Here is a 17,044-nt window from a genome sequence, read left to right on the forward strand (position 1 = left end):
TCGTGAATGCCGTTTCGCGGGAAGAAAACCCGTCAAAACAAAAGACTAGAGCACGGTTCTGGCCTTGTCGGCCTAAGGGTTCAGGATCGCCTCGATTGCGGCGCGCGCCTCGGTCACCGCCTCTTTCAGCGCGGCGAAGGCGTGAGGCCGGCCCTGTCCGGTCTGGATCGCGGTCTCCAGGCTGGCGGCGGCATCCGCCACCGCAAAGGCGCCGATCCCGCGTGCCGACCCCTTGAGCTTGTGGGCGAGCGCACCAGCCTCGGCCGGCAGCGCCGCCATTGCCGCCATCAAGCGCACCGCCTGCTCGGCAAACATCGCCAGCACTTCCTGTTTCAGCTCGGAATCGCCGAGCGTCATGCGGGAGAGATGATCGAGGTCGAGCGGGCTGTCGATGGGTGCAAGCGGGGGCGAGGGCATCCAGTCCATCCGTTGCAGTTCAGGCATCATGGCGCAGGCCCCGGCATCGCGCGATGGCCGCCGGTCCGGCGGTCAAGTTCCCTCTACCCAAGCACGGAAATGGTTAACCAAATGTTCCGGCCGTTTTGCGCAAATCTGCCTGTTTATTGACGAAAAGTTGCCGCAATCCGGCGAGTCCGGTGGAGAATTGCATTTATTGCTAAGGCCTTACGGCGCGATCCTGTTAACGATGATTAAGAATGTCTTAATCGCGGGCATTTCATTCGCGACGCTCTGCCAATAGGATGTTGGAGAAATTGGCGGACAAGCCGTCCGGGTGGGGATGGCTCGGAGATCCGCGCAAGCGGCATGATCCGGACTGTGGGCTTGCGTAGCGCGCAGAGCTCGCGGGGGGACGCGTACAAGTAACGAGGGCTCGGACTGAACATGGCAAACACTCCGAAAAAGGTCAAAGACCCCACAGAAGATGCGCTTTCTGCAATCCAGGAAGCCCTGAACATCAGCGACACGGCCGCGGACACCAGCCGCAACGCCTCGATGCGCAGCGAAACGTCGCCCCCGGTCGCGCCACCGGCTCCCCCGATATTCGACGAACCGAGCTTCGACGCGCGCCCTGCCGCGAACGAACGCGCGATGTTCGACCAGATCGAGGAGCCGCGCTCCTCGCGCCGCGCCGCCAATGACGACCGTGCGACCATCGGCCAGCTCTTGCAGACGTTGCAGACGGGACGCCCGACCCGCAACATCTATACCGGCGCGACAATCTTCACGGTCATCTGGCTGGCGGCCTGCGCCGCGCTGACGGTCGGCTTCCTGCCTTCGATCCAGGCGGCGATGGGCCAGAGCGGCGGCGTGTTGGCCGTTGCCGGCCTGGTCACGATGTTCTTCGCGCCGATCATGCTGTTCTTCTTCCTGGCGAGCCTCGTCTGGCGCGGCCAGCAAATGAGCTCGGTCGCGCAGGCGATGGCCCAGGTTGCGATCCGCTTCTCCGAGCCGGAAGGCTCGGCTTCGGATTCGATGGTCACCGTCGGCCAGGCCATCCGCCGCGAGGTTGCGGCGATGGGCGACGGCATCGAGCGCGCCATCGCGCGCGCCGGCGAGCTCGAGACGCTGGTCGCCAACGAAGTCGCGGCGCTCGAACGCGCCTATTCCGACAACGAAGTGCGCATCCGCGCCCTGCTCCAGGACATCGCACATCAGCGCGACAATCTGGTCGGCCAGGCCGAGCAGGTCCGCAGCGCCATCTCCGGCGTGCAGATCGATTTGCGCCATGATATCGCGCTGATTTCGGACGCGATTGCCTCGCGCGTCGACGAGGTCGCCAAGTCCATCACCGGCGCGCTCGAAGAGCGCGGCGCCCACATCACCGGTGCGCTCAGCAACGCCGGCGACAACATGATCCTCGCGCTCGGCGAGCGCGGCGGCGACCTGCTCGACCGGCTCGAGGAGGCCAGCAACGAGACCACGCGCGCCGTGCTCGACGCCAGCGAGCGGCTGACCACCAGCCTCAATTTCAAGACCGGCCACGTTCACGACGAGTTCGTCGACCTCGCCGACCGCGTCCACGAAATGCTGAACGAGCGCATCGACCGCATCACCGGCGAGTTCGAGCAGCGCTCCGCCGCGATCGTCGACGGCATCTCCGAGCGTACCGAGCAGGTGCACGACAGCCTGAAGAATTCGTCCGACTCGCTGCTGCTCGAGCTCGAGCTGCGCTCCAACGACCTGTCCGCCAAGATCGACGACGCCGGCAACCGCCTCGCCGGCCAGATCATGACCTCCGGCGACAAGGCGAGTGAGGCGCTCGACGCCACCGTCAACACGCTGGTCGCCAAGGTCGTCAGCCAGACCGAGACCGCGCACGACTCGCTGTCGCTCCAGATGAGCGCCTTCGACGAGCTGGTGAAGAACCAGGGCACCGAGCTGGTCGAGAAGTTCGCCCGCGACTCCGGCACGCTGGGCGCATTGATCACCCGCCACATCTCCGAGTTCGACCGCACCGTGAAGACCTTCGGCGGCGAGATCGTCGATCGGATGGGCCAGCGCACCCAGGATATCCATGAGTCGCTGAAGACCTATGTCGACAATTTCGACACCCGCTTCACCTCTAACGGCGGCGCCATCACGGCTGTGCTCGACCAGCGCCTGGTACAGTTCGAGACCACAATCGGCGAGCGCGTCAGCAACCTCGACACCTCGCTGAACGGCAAGATCTCCAGCCTCGACTCGACGATCGATGGTCACATCAAAACCTTCGACGAGCAGCTCGTCGGCCGCGTCGCCGCGCTCGAACAGTCGTTCGATACCCGCGCGAAGTCGGTCACCGAGACCATCGACGGACGGCTCAACACGCTCGCCTCGTCGCTGACCGACGGTGCCGCGCAGGCGATCCAGTCGATCGACTCCCGCCTCAACCACCTCACGAGCTCGCTGACCGATGGCGCATCGCAGACCATCCAGACGATCGACACGCGCCTTACGCATCTGACGACCACCCTCACCGGCGGCGCGTCGCAGGCGCTCGAATCCATCGACACGCGTCTCACCTACCTGACCACCGCGGTGACGAACGGCGCCTCGCAGGCCGTGCAGTCGATCGATACCCGCCTCACGCTCCTGACCTCGACGCTCACGGACGGCACCGCGCAGGCGATCGAGGCGGTCGACCGCCGCATCACCGGCGTCACCGAAATCATCGACGGCCGCAGCATGCACCTGACCGACACGGTCACGGCGCGCTTCCAGGACATCCAGCAGGCCATCGAGACCAAGGTCGGCTCGGTCGCCAGCGACATCGACGTGCGCGTGGCGCAGTTCGAGGACCTGCTCGGCTCGCGCGTCGAGGCCGTCGCCGGCCGCATCGAGAGCAGCGGACGCCAGGCCAGCGAGGACATGATGTCCCGCGCCGAGATGATCTCGACCGCGATCCGCTCGCATGTCGAGGACGCCGAGCGCTCGCTCACCAACCTCGTGGTCAACACCAGCGAGACCATCCAGACCGGTGCGCGCACCGCGCAGCAGTCGCTGATGACGGTCTCCTCCGACGTCAACGCCCAGCTCAAGATGACCTCCGCCGAGGTCGAGCGCGCGCTGACCGCCGTCGGCACCGGAGCCGCGAACTCGATCCTGACCAGCGCCCGCGAAGCGCAGTCGACGCTGGTCGCGGCCTCGGGCGATGCCTCAAACCAGATCAAGGGGCTCGCGGCCGACGTCGAACGCACGCTGTCGTCGGCAGGGTCGGCGACCGCCGCCTCGATCCTGGCCGGTGCCCGCGAGGTGCAGACCACGCTCGTCACGGCGTCCTCGGACGCGGCCAACCACGTCAAGACCCTCACCGCCGACGTGCAGCGCTCGCTCTCGATGGCCGGCTCCGCCACGGCGGAATCGATCACCGCCGGCGCCCGCGATGCGCAGAGCGCGCTGATCGCGGCCTCGAGCGAGACCGCCAACCAGATCAAGGCGCTGTCCTCCGACGTGCAGCGCTCGCTCTCGATGGCCGGCACCGCGACGGCCGAGACCATCATGACCGGCGCCCGCGAAGCCCAGAGCACGCTCGTCAACGCGTCCTCGGATGCGGCGAGCCAGGTGAAGTCCCTCGCCGCCGAAGTGCATCGGTCGCTCTCGCAGGTCGGCCAGTCGACCGCCGAGACGATCACGACCAGCGCCCGCGATGCCCAGAGCACCCTGCTGGCGGTCTCCGCCGAACAGACCGGCCAGGTTCGTTCGCTGGCGGCCGAGATGCAGCGCGCGCTGGCGACCGCCGGCGGCGCCACCATCGAAGCGCTCACCAGCGGCGTACGCGAGGCCCAGGGCACGCTGATCTCCGCCTCGACGGACGCTGCGGGCCAGATCAAGTCGTTGACCACGGACATCGAGCGCACGCTGACCTCGGTCGGCGCCGACACCGCCTCGACCATCCTCAACAGCGCGCGTGAGGCGCAGACCTCGCTGGTCTCGACCTCGGCGGATGCCGCAAGCCAGATCCGCACGATCTCGAGCGAGATCGAGCGTACGCTGAGCACGGCCACCGCGAACGCGACCAACGACATCCAGACCAGCGCGCTCAACGCCCAGAACGCCTTGATCAACGCCTCCAACGAGGCGAGCTCGCGGGTCAAGTCGAGCTCGGCGGACGTCGAGCGCTCGGTGCTCGCCGCCAGCAGCAGCTTCGGCCAGGCCATGACCGGCAAGACCGACGAGATCGTCACCTACGTGCAGCAGCAGTCCGACCGTCTCGCCAACATGATCGACGCCAAGCGCGGCTCGCTCGTGGACGCGATCGGCTCCAAGACCAGCCAGCTCACGCTCGATATCGACCGCGTCACGTCCGACGCGCTGAAGTCGATCGAGACGCGCGGACATGCGTTCTCGCAGACCATGATGGGCAACGGCTCCGAGGTGGCGCGCACCATCAACTCGGCGAGCGAGATGGCGACGGGTGCCGTCAACAAGTCGCTCAAGGACCTCGAGCAGGCCTCGCGCGCGGCGATCGACCAGTCGCGCCAGGTCTCGATCGCGGCCGTCACCGAAATGCAGGAGACCAGCAAGATCCTGCGCACCGACACGGTCGCCCTGTTCGAGCGCCTGCGCGAAGGCAACATCCTGCTCCAGGAGGTGCTGACCGGTGCGCACGACAACCTCAACTCGCTCGAGCGGGCGCTGGTGACGCGCGTCGCCGACTTCGTCTCGGCGATGAACGACGTCACTTCGCGCAACGGCGCTGCGACGCAGAACCTGGAAGACCAGCTCAACGTCTTCAACAGCAAGACCACGCGGGCGCTCCAGGATCTCGGCGAGCTGTCGACCCAGTTCGACGCGCATGGCAAGGCACTGGTCGAGGCCGCGCAGGTCGTCGAGCAGAGCAACAAGAACACCACCGCCTCGCTCGCCGAACGCAAGGAGGCGCTGGAATCGCTCGTCACCACGATCGACCTGCGCACGGCCGATCTCGACCAGCGCCTGTCGCGCTTCACCGGCCTGCTCGATGAATCGCTGGCGGCCGCCGAAGAGCGTGCCCGCGACATCGCCCGCGTCGTGGCGGAGACCGCCGGCGCAGGTTCCGCCGCGATCACTCGCCAGTTCGAGGCGGTGCGGTCGGCCTCCGAAGAGGAGCACCGCCAGACCGTCGAGGCCATGCACGACATCTACCGTCAGACCACCGACGAGGCGGATGCGATGTTCAAGCAGTCGACGGAGAAGTTCACCAACCTCGTCTCCAGCATGAAGCAGATGGCGTTCGAGATGCACAACGAGCTCGAAGCCACCCGCAACGAGTTGCGCCGCGGCGTGCTCGAGATGCCCCAGGAGGCCGCCGAGAGCACTGCGCAGATGCGCAAGGTGATCGTCGACCAGATCGAGGCCCTCGCCGAGCTCAACCGCATCGTGGCCCAGCACGGCCGCGGCCTCGACGTCTCCACGACGGGCCGCGCCAGCGTGCAGCGCCAGGAAGAGCCGATGCTGGCGGCCGTCGGCGCGCGCAGCACCGAGACGCGCATGCGCGAGAGCGCCAGCGCCTCGACGCTGCCGCCGCCGGACCTCGGCATGCCCGCGTCCTCGCGCCGCACCGAAGCGCCGCCGGTCGCGCCGGCCGGAAACGACCAGGGCCGTGACGGCTGGCTGTCGGACCTCCTGAGCCGCACGGACGCCAACCAGGGTGCGTCCACCGGACGTGAGCCCCAGCGCGGCCGCCAGGCTGCACCGGCTCCGCAGCCGCAGGCTCCGCAAGGTGGCGGCAATCCGCTGGAATCCTTGTCGCTCGACATCGGCCGGCTGATGGACCGCAACCTCGCGTCCGAGATGTGGGACCGCTACCAGCGCGGCGAGAACAAGGCCTTCACCAAGCGCCTCTACACGCCCGCCGGCCAGAAGGCCTTTGACGAGGTCGCCCGCAAGTATCGCTCCGACCGCAACTTCAAGGCCACGGTCGACCGCTATGTCGCCGAGTTCGAACGCCTGCTCGACGAAGTCGCCCGCGACGGCCGCGGCCCGCAGGAGCTGCGCAACCACCTGACCTCGGAGACGGGCCTGGTGTATACGCTGCTCGCCCACGCAGCGGGACGGCTGGGGTGAGCGGCCAGCTCGCAAATGACGAATAAGGAAACGGAGGCCTCGCGGCCTCCGTTTTTGTTTTGGGTGTCATTAGGAACGAAGCGATCGACAAACATTCGGTGTCGTCCTGGCGAAAGCCAGGACCCATACCGCGAGGTCTGTCGATTGCCGCCGGTGGAAGTACCGAACGACTGCTCTTCGCCAAACTCCTCCTTGGGGTAATGGGTCCTGGCTTTCGCCAGGACGACGCCGGAGAAGCACGAGGCGATCCCCCTACTGCCGCCGGCGCTCCGGCACGGCGGGCTTCGGCGGCTCGGGCGGTGGCGGCGCGGCTGGCGGCCCGCTGTTGCTGGCGCCGAACAGGACGCGGGTCGGGTTGCGGTCGAAATTGTTGACGGCGCGGCTGATGTCGCCGAGCGTACGGCGGCCGTCGGTCATCAATGCGCCGGAGCGCTTGTCGAAATCGTCGGCCAGTTCGCGGATCGACTTCACCGCCTGGAACAGCTCGCCGCCGTCCTTGCCGCCGGCGAGCGTGTTGAGGCCAAGCATGAGGCTGTCAGCCTTGAGCATGACGCCGTCGACCTTGGCCATCACGCCGTCGATCTTCTCGGAGTTGCGAGCGAGCGAGTTGGTGAAGGTCTCGAGATTCTTCAGCGAGTTCTTCACCGACTCCTGATTGTCGGCGACGATCTTGTTGATGTTCTGGAGCGTGCCGCGGATCGCCTCGGTGACGTCCTGAAGCTTGTTGGGATCGGCCGTCAGCGTGGGAATGCCGTCCTCGTCGAGCGGCGGCGACGGCGCGGCCTCCTCGCCGCCCTTGAGCGAGATCGCGGCGACGCCGGTCAGGCCCTGGAATTCGAGGCCGACCAGGGTGTCCTTGCGGATCGGGGCATTGTTCTCGACCATGGCGAGTGCGACAACCCGCCGCGGGTTGTCGAGCTTCACCGAGACCACCTCGCCCACCCGGATACCGTTGAAATTGACGCTACCGCCGTTGCGCAGGCCCGCGGCCGGGCCCTCGAACACGACGCGCAGGGGGCTGCGCTGCTTGGTGGTGTGCAACGACTGAAACCACAGGACGAAGCCGATCGCGGCGGCGATCACCGCCAGCGTGAACGACCCGATCAGCACGTAATTTGCGCGCGTTTCCATCAGCTACTCCGGCACCTCAGCCCATCACCGCGCGAGCGCGCTTGCCATGGAAATATTGCCTCAGCCAGGGATGTTGCGAGGCCTGCATGTCGGCGATCGACCCTGCCGCAATGATCTTACCGTTCCCTAAAACGGCGATGCGGTCACATGCTGTGTAAAGGCTATCGAGGTCGTGGGTTACCATGAAAACGGTCAGCCCCAAAGTCCGCTGCAGCGTCCTGACCAGCTCGTCGAAATCGCCGGCGCCGATCGGGTCGAGGCCCGAGGTCGGTTCGTCCAGGAAGACGAGATCTGGGTCGAGCGACAGCGCGCGCGCCAGCGCCACGCGCTTGATCATGCCGCCCGAGAGTTCCGACGGAAAGCGATCGGCGACTTCGGGCTTGAGACCCACCATGGTGAGCTTGGCGATGGTGATCTCGTCCATCAGCCGCTGCGACACCCGCAGATATTCGCGCATGGGAAACTGGATGTTCTGCCGCACCGTGAGCGAGGAGAACAGCGCGCCCTGCTGAAACAGCACGCCCCAGCGCCGCTCCACGTTGCGACGCTGCGACGTATTGGAAGCATCCAGGTCGACGCCGAACACCTCGATGCTCCCCGCGACCTTCGGCACGAGGCCGATGATGGTGCGTGTCAGCACGGACTTGCCCGCGCCGGAAGGACCGACGAAGCCAAGGATCTCGCCGCGCTTGACGTCGAGGTCCAGCCCGTCGAGCACGCGCGTCGCGCCGAACTGCACGGTGATGTCGCGGACGCGAATGATGGGATTCTGGATCTCGCCTGCCATCGTCACATCCCGATCGCGGCGAAGAAGATGGCGAACACACCGTCCATGACGATGACGAAAAAAATGCCTTTCACGACAGACGATGTCGTGTGCTGCCCAAGCGATTCCGCGCTGCCCTGCACCGCGAGCCCCTCGACGCAGGCAACGATGCCGATCACCGCGGCCATCACCGGTGCTTTCACGATGCCGACGACGAAATGGTCGATCGAGATGGCGTCGCGCAACCGCAGCAGGAAAGCCTCCGGCTGCACGCCCCCGTAGAGCCAGGCGACGAGGCCGCCGCCATAGAGCGCGGCCATGGCGCCGAGGAAGGCCAGGATCGGCAGCGCGAGAACGAGCGCGAGCATGCGCGGCAGCACCAGCACCTCGATCGGGTCGAAACCCATGGTGCGCAGCGCGTCGATCTCCTCGCGCATCTTCATCGAGCCGAGTTCGGCGGTGTAGGCGCTGCCCGAGCGGCCCGCGACCATGATCGCGACCAGCAGCACGCCGATCTCGCGCAGCACCAGCACGCCGAGCATGTCGACGACGAACAGGTCGGCGCCGAACCTGCGGAAGTGGAAGATACCCTGCTGGGCGATGATGCAGCCGATCAGGAAGGTGATCAGCACGACGATCGGCACCGCGCGCCAGCAGACCTGCTCCAGATGATGCACGGTCGAGGTCAGGCGGAACGAGCGCGGATGAATCAGGGTACGCGCGACCGCCGCGAGCACCGCGCCGAGCATGTCGATCAGGCCTGCGACGGTGCCGGCAACACCGGCCACGGCCCGGCCGATCTGCTCCAGCATGCCGGTGATGGTGATCGTGCTGGTGTCGATGACGGGCGTCGCCCTGACCCGCCGTACCTCGTCCACGAGGCTCGAATAATTGGCGGAGAGGCCGGCGATCTGCGCCTCGACGGCACCCTGCGTCAGGCTGCGGCGCAGCCGCTCGATCAGCCAGGCGCCAAAGGTGTCGAGCTTGGCGACCTCGGACACGTCGATGAAGATGCTTTGCGAGGTGCCGGCGAGCTTCTCGGCGTCGGCCACCATCCGCTCCAGGACCGGCGCGAAGCTCGCGGTCCAGGTTCCGGTGGCGCAGAGTGCCAGCGCATTGCCCTTCGCAATCCGTTCCAGCTTCGGATCGCCGTTCAAGATGTCCGCTCCCGTGCCGGGGCGCGAGAAACGGTTGAAATCAGATGGTTGCGCACGCGCCCTTACCCGGAGAAGGTATCCCCAACTGGTTAACCTTAGTTGCTAGAGGTAACCAGCAGGTTCAGATTTCGCCAGAGTTCAAAATGACTTCCAGCAAAGTTCCTGCCCTCGCCGCACGAATCGAGCGCTTTCCCATCGCGGGCAGTTTCACTATCAGCCGGGGCGCCAAGACCGAGGCCGTCACTGTCGTGGCAGAGGTCAGCCGGGACGACCTGACCGGCCGCGGCGAATGCGTGCCTTATCCCCGCTATGGCGAGACGCCCGAGGCGACCCTTGCCGCCATCCAGGCCATGCGGGAGGCCGTGGCCGGCGGCCTCACCCGCCAGGCCCTGCAAGCCGCCATGCCGCCCGGAGCGGCCCGCAATGCCCTGGATTGTGCCCTGATTGATCTGGAAGCCAAGGCGGCGGGCTTGCGGGCCTGGAGCCTGCTCGACCGCCCGTCGCCGGGCGAGCGCACCACGGCCTACACGATCTCGCTGGGCACGCCCGAGGCCATGGCGGCGGCGACTGCCAAAGCGGCGCACCGGCCGCTGCTCAAGATCAAGCTCGGCGGCGACGGCGACACGGAGCGGATCGCGGCGGTACGCAAGGCCGCTCCCGAATCCGAATTGATCGTGGATGCCAACGAGGCCTGGACCGAGGCCAATCTGGAGCACAATCTTGCCGCCTGCGAGGCCGTCGGCGTCACCCTGGTCGAGCAGCCGCTGCCGGCCGGAAAGGACGACGCGCTGGCCCGGATCAAGCGGCCACTGGTGGTCTGCGCCGACGAAAGCGTGCACGACCGCTCTTCGCTGGCGTCGCTCCGGGAGCGCTACGATGCCGTGAACATCAAGCTCGACAAGACCGGCGGCCTCACCGAGGCGCTGGCGATGGCCGATGCCGCGCAGGCGCTCGGCTTCGAGATCATGATCGGCTGCATGGTCGCGACCTCGCTGTCGATGGCGCCTGCGATGCTGGTGACGCCGCAGGCGCGCTTCGTCGATCTCGACGGCCCGTTGCTGCTGACGCGCGACCGCGATCATGGCCTGCGTTACGATGACAGCCTGGTCTATCCGCCGGACTCGTCGCTGTGGGGATGAGCTTTCAGCCGGTGCCGCGCCGACCAGATCAGAAGCGCACCCACACCGGCCATCGCGGCCATGACGTAATAGAGGCCGTCGCCGATGCGGGCGTAGATCGCGCCTGACGCGATCGAGGTGGTCGCACCCAGCAACCCGTTGCACGCGGCGTAATAGCCCTGCCCCCGCGCAATCTGATGCGACGGCACGCGCTGCACCAGCAGACTCATCGTGCCGAGGATCGTCATCCCGAAGGTCAGGCCGTGGCCGAGCTGCACGACCGCGAGCAGCGCGAGCGGCGGATCGTGCGCGGTGACGACCCAGCGCACGACCGCGCTCGCGCCCCCGATCGCCATGAGCGAGGACGGGTGCAGCGAGAAGCGCGGCGACAACGCGAACACGACGATCTCGGCGATCACTCCTAACGTCCAGAGCCCTGCGATCGTCAGCCCGCCGAGGCCGTGGGCCTGCCAGTTGATGGCCGAGAACGTGTAGTACGCGACGTGACTGCCCTGGATCAGCGCGGCCGAAACGATAATGGCCCAGAAGCCGGCATCGCGCAGCAGCGCCTTGCTGGCGTGCGCCACCGTCGTCCTTCGCCTGACATCGTCGAGCGGCTGCAGCAGCATGCCGGCGGCGACCGCAACCACGGCCCAGGCGACGATGACCCAGATCAGATCGCGCGCCGCAATGTGGTCCACCAGATAGCCGCAGGCGAGCGAGCCGGCCGCGAAGGCTGCCGAGCCCCACAGCCGCACCGGCCCGTAGTCGAGCCCGTAGCGGGCGACGCCACGCAGCGCATAGGCGTCGGTCAGCGGCATGGTCGGCGTCCACATCATGCAGGTCAGCGCATAGATCAGGAACAGCGCCAGCGGCTGCTGCTGCAAGCCGACCGCCGTGAACCCGATCGCCGTCGCCAGCACGGACACCATCATGCCGGCGCGAATGGCATGTCGCTTTTCGGCAAAGGCCGTGATCTGCGGCAGCGTGGTGAAGCGCGTGATCGCCGGCAGCGCGTTGATGAGGCCGATCCAGGCCGCGTCGATGCCGATGGCCTTCAGCCAGACCGGAAAGAACGGCAGATGCGTTCCCGACACCGCGAACACGGCCGAATAGAACAGCGCGAGGCTCACGGCGAATCGCCGCTTCCGAGCTGCTGCGATGGGGATTTGTGATTCGGGCGCCATCAAACCAATTGCGATTCGGTCGATATCGTGATGATCGTTACTGTAACGCGCGGTGATTTGCGCGACGAGATTGACATGGCCAACGAAGCATTCGCCCTCTCGCCTATGTCTGCCCGCGCGGCCGAGCCGAACGAGCAGGATTACGACGCGATCCGCGAAGCCTTCCTGGAGACCGCGCGCGGCCGCTGGTTCCTCGGCGAATACGCCAAGCGCAACCGCAACGCCGACACCCGCATGGTGCTCGATGCTGTCGCGAAAATCGAAGAAACCCTTGCGGCACAGCGCCAGCCCGTCGTCGAGGACCGCCTCCCCGAGGCGCTGGTCGCGATCCGGCACGCGATCCGCGAAGCCGAGACGATTGCGATCGCGGCGTTCGATCCCGGGGCGATCGAGGCGAGTCTCGCGCCGATCCCGCGCGGTCTCCGCATCATCAAGGAGATCTCCTGGCGCTGGCGCGAGATCGGCGCGGACGGGCGAATCTGCGACCTGATTGATTCGCAGCTCGCATCCATCGAGGCGGCCTGCGCGCAGGTTTCGACCATCGATCCCCGCGCCGACCTCAAGGCCGCATTCGATCTGCTCAAGGACCGGATCGACCAGACCGACGCTGACGCAACGCCGCAGGCCGCGCCCCCCTCGCCGGCTCCGGTACAGGACGCACCGTCGCCCGCTGCGGAAGCTCCGCCTGCGGAGGCCGCGCCTGCGGCGATGGCCGGCGAAGCAGCCGTGGCTTTTAGGGAGGCGCCGCAGGACATCGCAGAGGCGATCGAGCCCGAAACCACCATGGAAGCGGCCGACGTCGTCGCCGAGGCCTTCTCCGTGATGGAACAGGCGATGGACGCCGCCCTGGAGCCGGAGACCCTCGCGGAGAGCCGGGCCGCGCCTGAAGCCGCCGCTTTTGCAGAGCCGTCCGCTGAGTCCGCCGCCTTTGCCGAGGTGACGGACGAATTTTCGCTCGACGCCGCCGCCGAAGCCGAGGACGAAGCCATACTCGAGGCCATCGCGTTGGAGATGGCCGCGCCCGATCCGGAATTCGACGAGATCATCGAGCCCGTGGAGATGGAAGCGACCGTTCCGGATCCGGTGGTTGCGGAGGCCGCAGCGCCCATCGCAGCCGAGATACCGGAGCCGATCGCACCGGAGCCGGCCGCACCGGAGCCAGTCGCCGCCGCAACGGTCGTGGAGGAGCCCGTGGAGGAAGCGCCGATCGCGATGGAATCGCTGGCGCGCCTCACCAACGCCATTGCGGAAGCCGCCGCCGAAGTGATGGAGCAGCCGGCGCCGGTGATGGCAGCCACCGCGACATTCGGCGCGGCGCAGGCCACGACGCTGCCGATGCCCTCGCCGGTTCCGGAAGCCTCGCTCGGCGCCACCATCCTCGCCAGCGGCATCCTGCAAAAGCCCCGCGCCGCCGCCAACGATCCCATGGCGCCCATTCGCCGCATGACCCAGGCCGAGAAGATCGCGTTCTTCTCGTAAGGGGATGCGCTCTCACTTCCGTCATCCTGAGGTGCGAGGCGCACGATGCGCCGCATCGTGCGCGGAGCCTCGAAGGATGAGCGGCCGAGATGCAGCCGGGCCGTCGCCCTTCGAGGCGCACTCTGCGTCGCTGTCGCGCCGCAGAGTGCGCGCCTCAGGATGACGGTGATGGATCGGAGCTCAGCCCATCATCCGCAATTCCACACTGCCCCGATCGGCGTCCGCGTCCAGCACGGGCCAAAACTACCGCCATTGTAGCGGCCGCCGCCGAAGCCGGGCCGGCCGAAATAGCGCCACTCACCGTCCCAGCCGTAATATTGCGGAACTGGATCGATGTACCAATGGCGCCGGTCGCTGGGCGACATCCGCCGCATCGCTTCCTTCTGCTTGTAGAGCGGGATGCTGTTGCTCAGCGGCTGGCGATAGCCCGGCAGGAAGCCGTAGCCATGCCAGGCTTGCTTGGGACGCTTTTGGATCGAAGCAGCCGGCGCGACAGCCGGCAGCAGCGATAGGACGATAGCGACAGATAGACACATAAGGCGCGACATGGACCGACCATAAACAGTCGGATGCCGGCAGGCCATTCAAATTCGGGGGGCGATGTAACAAAGCCCATCGCGAAACCGAAGAGATCGGGAACGGAAATCCATCACCGAGGGTCAAGGAAACATGATTGGCGAAGTGATTGTCATTGGCGATCTGCAATTGCGTAACGGCGCCTCTGTCGACGAACACGACCGGCTCGGCGCGCGCATGTACGACATCGTCAGCCGTCTTCCCGGCTTTGTGTCGGTCAAGTCGTTCAAGGCCAGTGACGGCGAGGAGCTCACCGTGTTCCGTTTTGCCTCGGAGCAAGCGCTCGAGGCCTGGCGCACCCATCCCGAACATGTCGAGACGATGAAGCGGGGACATGCCGAATTCTATGCCAGCGGCTTCCTGCAGATCTGCAAGGTGATCCGCGAAGTTGGACCATTCGCGCACGCGTGACGCGGTTTCACATCGTTCGATCGTGCGCTGCTAGCTGATCACACCCTTCCTGATCAGGAAGCATCCGTAACCCCTGCTGTCCCCCACCTGCACCACGCCAAAACCCCCCGCCGCCGCGCGATAAAAATCCGGCCGGGAGAGTTTTCCGGGCGTGACCGGCCGGCCAGCGGCGCGTTCGATCTCGGCGAGCACCGCGCGCTGCACATCGGGGACGCGGTCGGGATCGTCGACCGGCATCATCACGCGTACCGGATCGGGATCGAAATCGTCGAGCGGGTAGACCGACATGATGGCGCGAATCGCGGTCTCCATGCGCATGCCCGGCAACTGGATCAGGCGCTGCGAATTCGTGCTCTGCGCGATGCGTGCCGCGGGGTGATTGGCATCGACGAAAGCGAGGTCGTCGCCATGGCCCATGGAAGCCAGCAGCCAGAGCAGGTCGGGCGTGAGGATCGGATCGATCGATTTCAGCATGTGACGGACTGTCCTCCCATGGGGCGCCCACCTTGGCAGGTTCCAAGCGTGATTCAGATCACGCAGCCTACCATGGTGATGGGGATCACGGACCTCAAACTCGAACGCGGCCAAGCTCCGCGGCAACCAATCTCGTATCGAGATCAGTGCCAAAGGAGCACGCCATGTTCCGCCTAAGACCTTTCCTGATGACGGCTAGCCTGCTGGGAAGCCTGTTCGGCTTTGCCTGCGGCCCAGTTTCCGCGCAAGTCGCCCCGGTCGAGCCGGCCCCCACCGCGCTGCAAGGCCCGGAACAGCGGGTGGCGCTGGTGATCGGCAATTCGAACTACCAGAACGCGCCGCAGCTCGCCAATCCGGACAACGACGCGGAGTCCATGGCGAAGTTCCTGAACTCCGCCGGCTTCGAAGTGGTCGCCGCGACCGACCTCACCCAGAACGACATGCTCCGCGTGGTGCAGGACTTCTCCGCCAAAGTGTCGGCGCGCGGTCCGAACACCGTGGCGATGGTCTACTACGCCGGTCACGGCGTGCAGCTCGCCGGCGAGAACTACCTCGTTCCCGTCGACGCCAAGGTCTCGAGCCAGACCGAGCTCGTCAACAACTCCGTCCGCCTGGTCGACGTGATGTCGACGCTGGAGACGATCCCGAGCCGCATGCGCATCGTCATCCTCGACGCCTGCCGCAACAACCCGTTCCCGAACGTGAATGATGCCGGCCGCGGCTTGGCCATCGTCGATGCGCCGAACGGTTCGATCGTCGGTTACTCGACCGCGCCGGGCGCGGAAGCGCAGGACGGCACCGGCGGCCACAGCCCCTATACGCAGGCCTTCCTGAACGTCGCGCGCGAGCCCAACGTGCCGATCGAGCAGCTGTTCAAGCGCGTGCGCCTCGAAGTGAACCAGACCACCAGCGGCGCGCAGATCCCGTGGGAGAGCTCGTCGCTGACGTCGGACTTCACCTTCTTCGGCGACACCGCCGTTGCCGCCAACCGCGCGCCGGTGAATGCGCCTGTGGTGCAGATGGCCTCCAACCTGCCGAGCCGCTCGACCCGCCAAGCCTATGACTACGTCGTGTCCGAAGCACGGCCGGAGTACTATCAGGAATTCATCACGATGTATCCGCACGACCCGCTGTGCGATCACGTCCGCTGGCTGCTCAACAACCTGCTGCTCACGCAGGCCTGGCACAAGGCGGTGCTCGCGAACTCGCCGCTCGGCTACAAGAACTTCTACGACAGCTACGGCAACACGCCCTATGCGCAGGTCGCGCTGAAGCTCCAGATGCAGCCGAAGCAGATTCCCTTGATGCAGGCGACCAAATTCCTGGCGCCGCAGAATATCGCCCCGACCTTCAAGATCGGCAATCTCGGCCAGCCCAAATACATGCCGCTGCAGCAGGGTAATGGCGGCGCGCAAGTGAACGGCAATTTTCCGATCGTGCAGAAGTCGGGCGACAACAACGGCATCGGCAAGCTCGGCAATGGCGGCCAGATCATCAACCTGCCGGCGGGCAACAACCAGCCCAACCCGCAGAACGGCACGCCGTCGCAGACCCCGGGCAAGATCGCCACCCTGCCCGCGCCGACCAACACCACCAACACCACCAACAACAATGGCGGCATCGGCAAGATCGTGACGCTGCCTGCGACCAATAAGACGCCGAATGGCACTGCCAACGGCACAACCAGTGGCAATCCTGGCAAGATCGTGAGCATGCCGGTGAATGTCGGCAAGGGCGGCACGACCATCGATACGAAGCCCGTCAACGTTCAGACCCAGAACAACCCGATCCGCATCAACAACGGCGTGAAGATCAGCAACAACCCGGTGAACAAGCTGCAGGTGCAGAACAACGACCGCCCGCAGTTCAACACGAACAACCGGATCGTCAACAATGGCAACAACAACTTCCGCCAGTCGATGAACCAGAGCCAGGGTGGCAACAGCGGCAACAACCACCGCGGCGGCTTCATGCACTGATGATGCAAAGAAGAAGGTGCGCGCCCTCCCCCGCTTGCGGGGGAGGGTTGGGGAGAGGGTGCTTCCACAAACGAGGATCCCGCGAGAGGAAAGAGCCCCCACCCGGCGCTTCGCGCCGACCTCCCCCGCAAGCGGGAGAGGTTGCACCGAGCAAAGCGGCGAGTTCGAACCCACATGCGACAAATAAAGAAGGGGCAGAGCGGTGACGCTCTGCCCCTCTTCGCATTGGGGAATAGATATGATCAGCATTGGCGCGCTCTGAGCGCGCGCCTCGTCCTTC

13 protein-coding genes are annotated in these 17,044 nt (G+C 66.2%); 6 read left to right on the forward strand and 7 right to left on the reverse strand.

The window, feature by feature from the left end; genetic code table 11:
- Window positions 1-72: 72 nt before the first annotated feature.
- Window positions 73-447 carry an Hpt domain-containing protein gene (locus BRA471DRAFT_RS25295; protein ID WP_088931159.1) on the reverse strand — a complete coding sequence of 125 codons (375 nt, stop codon included), beginning with the start codon at window positions 445-447 and terminating at the stop codon, window positions 73-75.
- Here BRA471DRAFT_RS25295 and BRA471DRAFT_RS38470 point away from each other — a divergent pair.
- A complete protein-coding gene (locus BRA471DRAFT_RS38470; protein ID WP_157234094.1) occupies window positions 446-700 on the forward strand; it encodes a hypothetical protein in 255 nt (84 codons plus the stop codon). The two genes, BRA471DRAFT_RS25295 and BRA471DRAFT_RS38470, sit on opposite strands and share 2 nt — an antisense overlap.
- Before the next feature lie 143 nt (window positions 701-843).
- Window positions 844-6,486 (forward strand): negative regulator of septation ring formation, encoded by a 5,643-nt coding sequence (locus tag BRA471DRAFT_RS25300; RefSeq protein WP_007612396.1) that lies wholly within the window; start codon window positions 844-846, stop codon window positions 6,484-6,486.
- A 252-nt stretch (window positions 6,487-6,738) separates the two neighbouring features.
- Here BRA471DRAFT_RS25300 and BRA471DRAFT_RS25305 read toward each other — a convergent pair whose 3' ends face one another.
- The 3 genes from BRA471DRAFT_RS25305 to BRA471DRAFT_RS25315 are packed head-to-tail and all read right to left on the reverse strand — an operon-like array spanning window position 6,739 to window position 9,540.
- Window positions 6,739-7,617 (reverse strand): MlaD family protein, encoded by an 879-nt coding sequence (locus BRA471DRAFT_RS25305; protein WP_007612399.1) that lies wholly within the window; start codon window positions 7,615-7,617, stop codon window positions 6,739-6,741.
- Between the two features lie 16 nt (window positions 7,618-7,633).
- Window positions 7,634-8,404 (reverse strand): ABC transporter ATP-binding protein, encoded by a 771-nt coding sequence (locus BRA471DRAFT_RS25310; protein ID WP_007612400.1) that lies wholly within the window; start codon window positions 8,402-8,404, stop codon window positions 7,634-7,636.
- Between the two features lie 2 nt (window positions 8,405-8,406).
- On the reverse strand, window positions 8,407-9,540 hold the full coding sequence (locus BRA471DRAFT_RS25315; RefSeq protein ID WP_007612401.1) for an ABC transporter permease: 1,134 nt from the start codon (window positions 9,538-9,540) through the stop codon (window positions 8,407-8,409).
- Window positions 9,541-9,683: 143 nt separating this feature from the next.
- On the opposite strand from BRA471DRAFT_RS25315, the gene dgcA reads away from it, so the two are divergent.
- Window positions 9,684-10,679, forward strand: coding sequence for an N-acetyl-D-Glu racemase DgcA (dgcA, locus tag BRA471DRAFT_RS25320; RefSeq protein ID WP_007612403.1), 996 nt, complete (start codon window positions 9,684-9,686; stop codon window positions 10,677-10,679).
- On the opposite strand, the gene BRA471DRAFT_RS25325 is transcribed toward dgcA, so the two are convergent.
- On the reverse strand, window positions 10,649-11,845 hold the full coding sequence (locus tag BRA471DRAFT_RS25325; protein WP_007612404.1) for a major facilitator superfamily domain-containing protein 6: 1,197 nt from the start codon (window positions 11,843-11,845) through the stop codon (window positions 10,649-10,651). The genes dgcA and BRA471DRAFT_RS25325 overlap by 31 nt on opposite strands.
- A 75-nt stretch (window positions 11,846-11,920) precedes the next feature.
- Here BRA471DRAFT_RS25325 and BRA471DRAFT_RS25330 point away from each other — a divergent pair, with 75 nt between their 5' ends.
- Complete coding sequence (locus tag BRA471DRAFT_RS25330) at window positions 11,921-13,324, forward strand: hypothetical protein (protein WP_007612406.1); 1,404 nt, start codon at window positions 11,921-11,923, stop codon at window positions 13,322-13,324.
- Between the two features lie 188 nt (window positions 13,325-13,512).
- Here the strand turns inward: BRA471DRAFT_RS25330 and BRA471DRAFT_RS25335 are convergent, their stop codons facing one another.
- Window positions 13,513-13,872: a hypothetical protein gene (locus tag BRA471DRAFT_RS25335; protein ID WP_007612410.1), complete on the reverse strand. Its 360-nt coding sequence runs from the start codon at window positions 13,870-13,872 to the stop codon at window positions 13,513-13,515.
- Window positions 13,873-13,993: 121 nt separating this feature from the next.
- Here BRA471DRAFT_RS25335 and BRA471DRAFT_RS25340 point away from each other — a divergent pair, with 121 nt between their 5' ends.
- The gene (locus tag BRA471DRAFT_RS25340; protein WP_007612411.1) at window positions 13,994-14,311 is read left to right on the forward strand and encodes an antibiotic biosynthesis monooxygenase; all 318 of its coding nucleotides are present in this window, start codon (window positions 13,994-13,996) and stop codon (window positions 14,309-14,311) included.
- A 30-nt stretch (window positions 14,312-14,341) separates the two neighbouring features.
- On the opposite strand, the gene BRA471DRAFT_RS25345 is transcribed toward BRA471DRAFT_RS25340, so the two are convergent.
- Window positions 14,342-14,785, reverse strand: a complete 444-nt coding sequence (locus BRA471DRAFT_RS25345; protein ID WP_007612412.1) for an RbsD/FucU family protein — start codon at window positions 14,783-14,785, stop codon at window positions 14,342-14,344.
- Between the two features lie 164 nt (window positions 14,786-14,949).
- Here BRA471DRAFT_RS25345 and BRA471DRAFT_RS25350 point away from each other — a divergent pair, with 164 nt between their 5' ends.
- Window positions 14,950-16,764, forward strand: a complete 1,815-nt coding sequence (locus BRA471DRAFT_RS25350; RefSeq protein ID WP_007612413.1) for a caspase family protein — start codon at window positions 14,950-14,952, stop codon at window positions 16,762-16,764.
- The last annotated feature ends 280 nt before the right edge of the window (window positions 16,765-17,044 follow it).

Origin of the sequence: Bradyrhizobium sp. WSM471, from assembly GCF_000244915.1 — a bacterium.
In the GTDB taxonomy this organism is placed as follows: domain Bacteria; phylum Pseudomonadota; class Alphaproteobacteria; order Rhizobiales; family Xanthobacteraceae; genus Bradyrhizobium.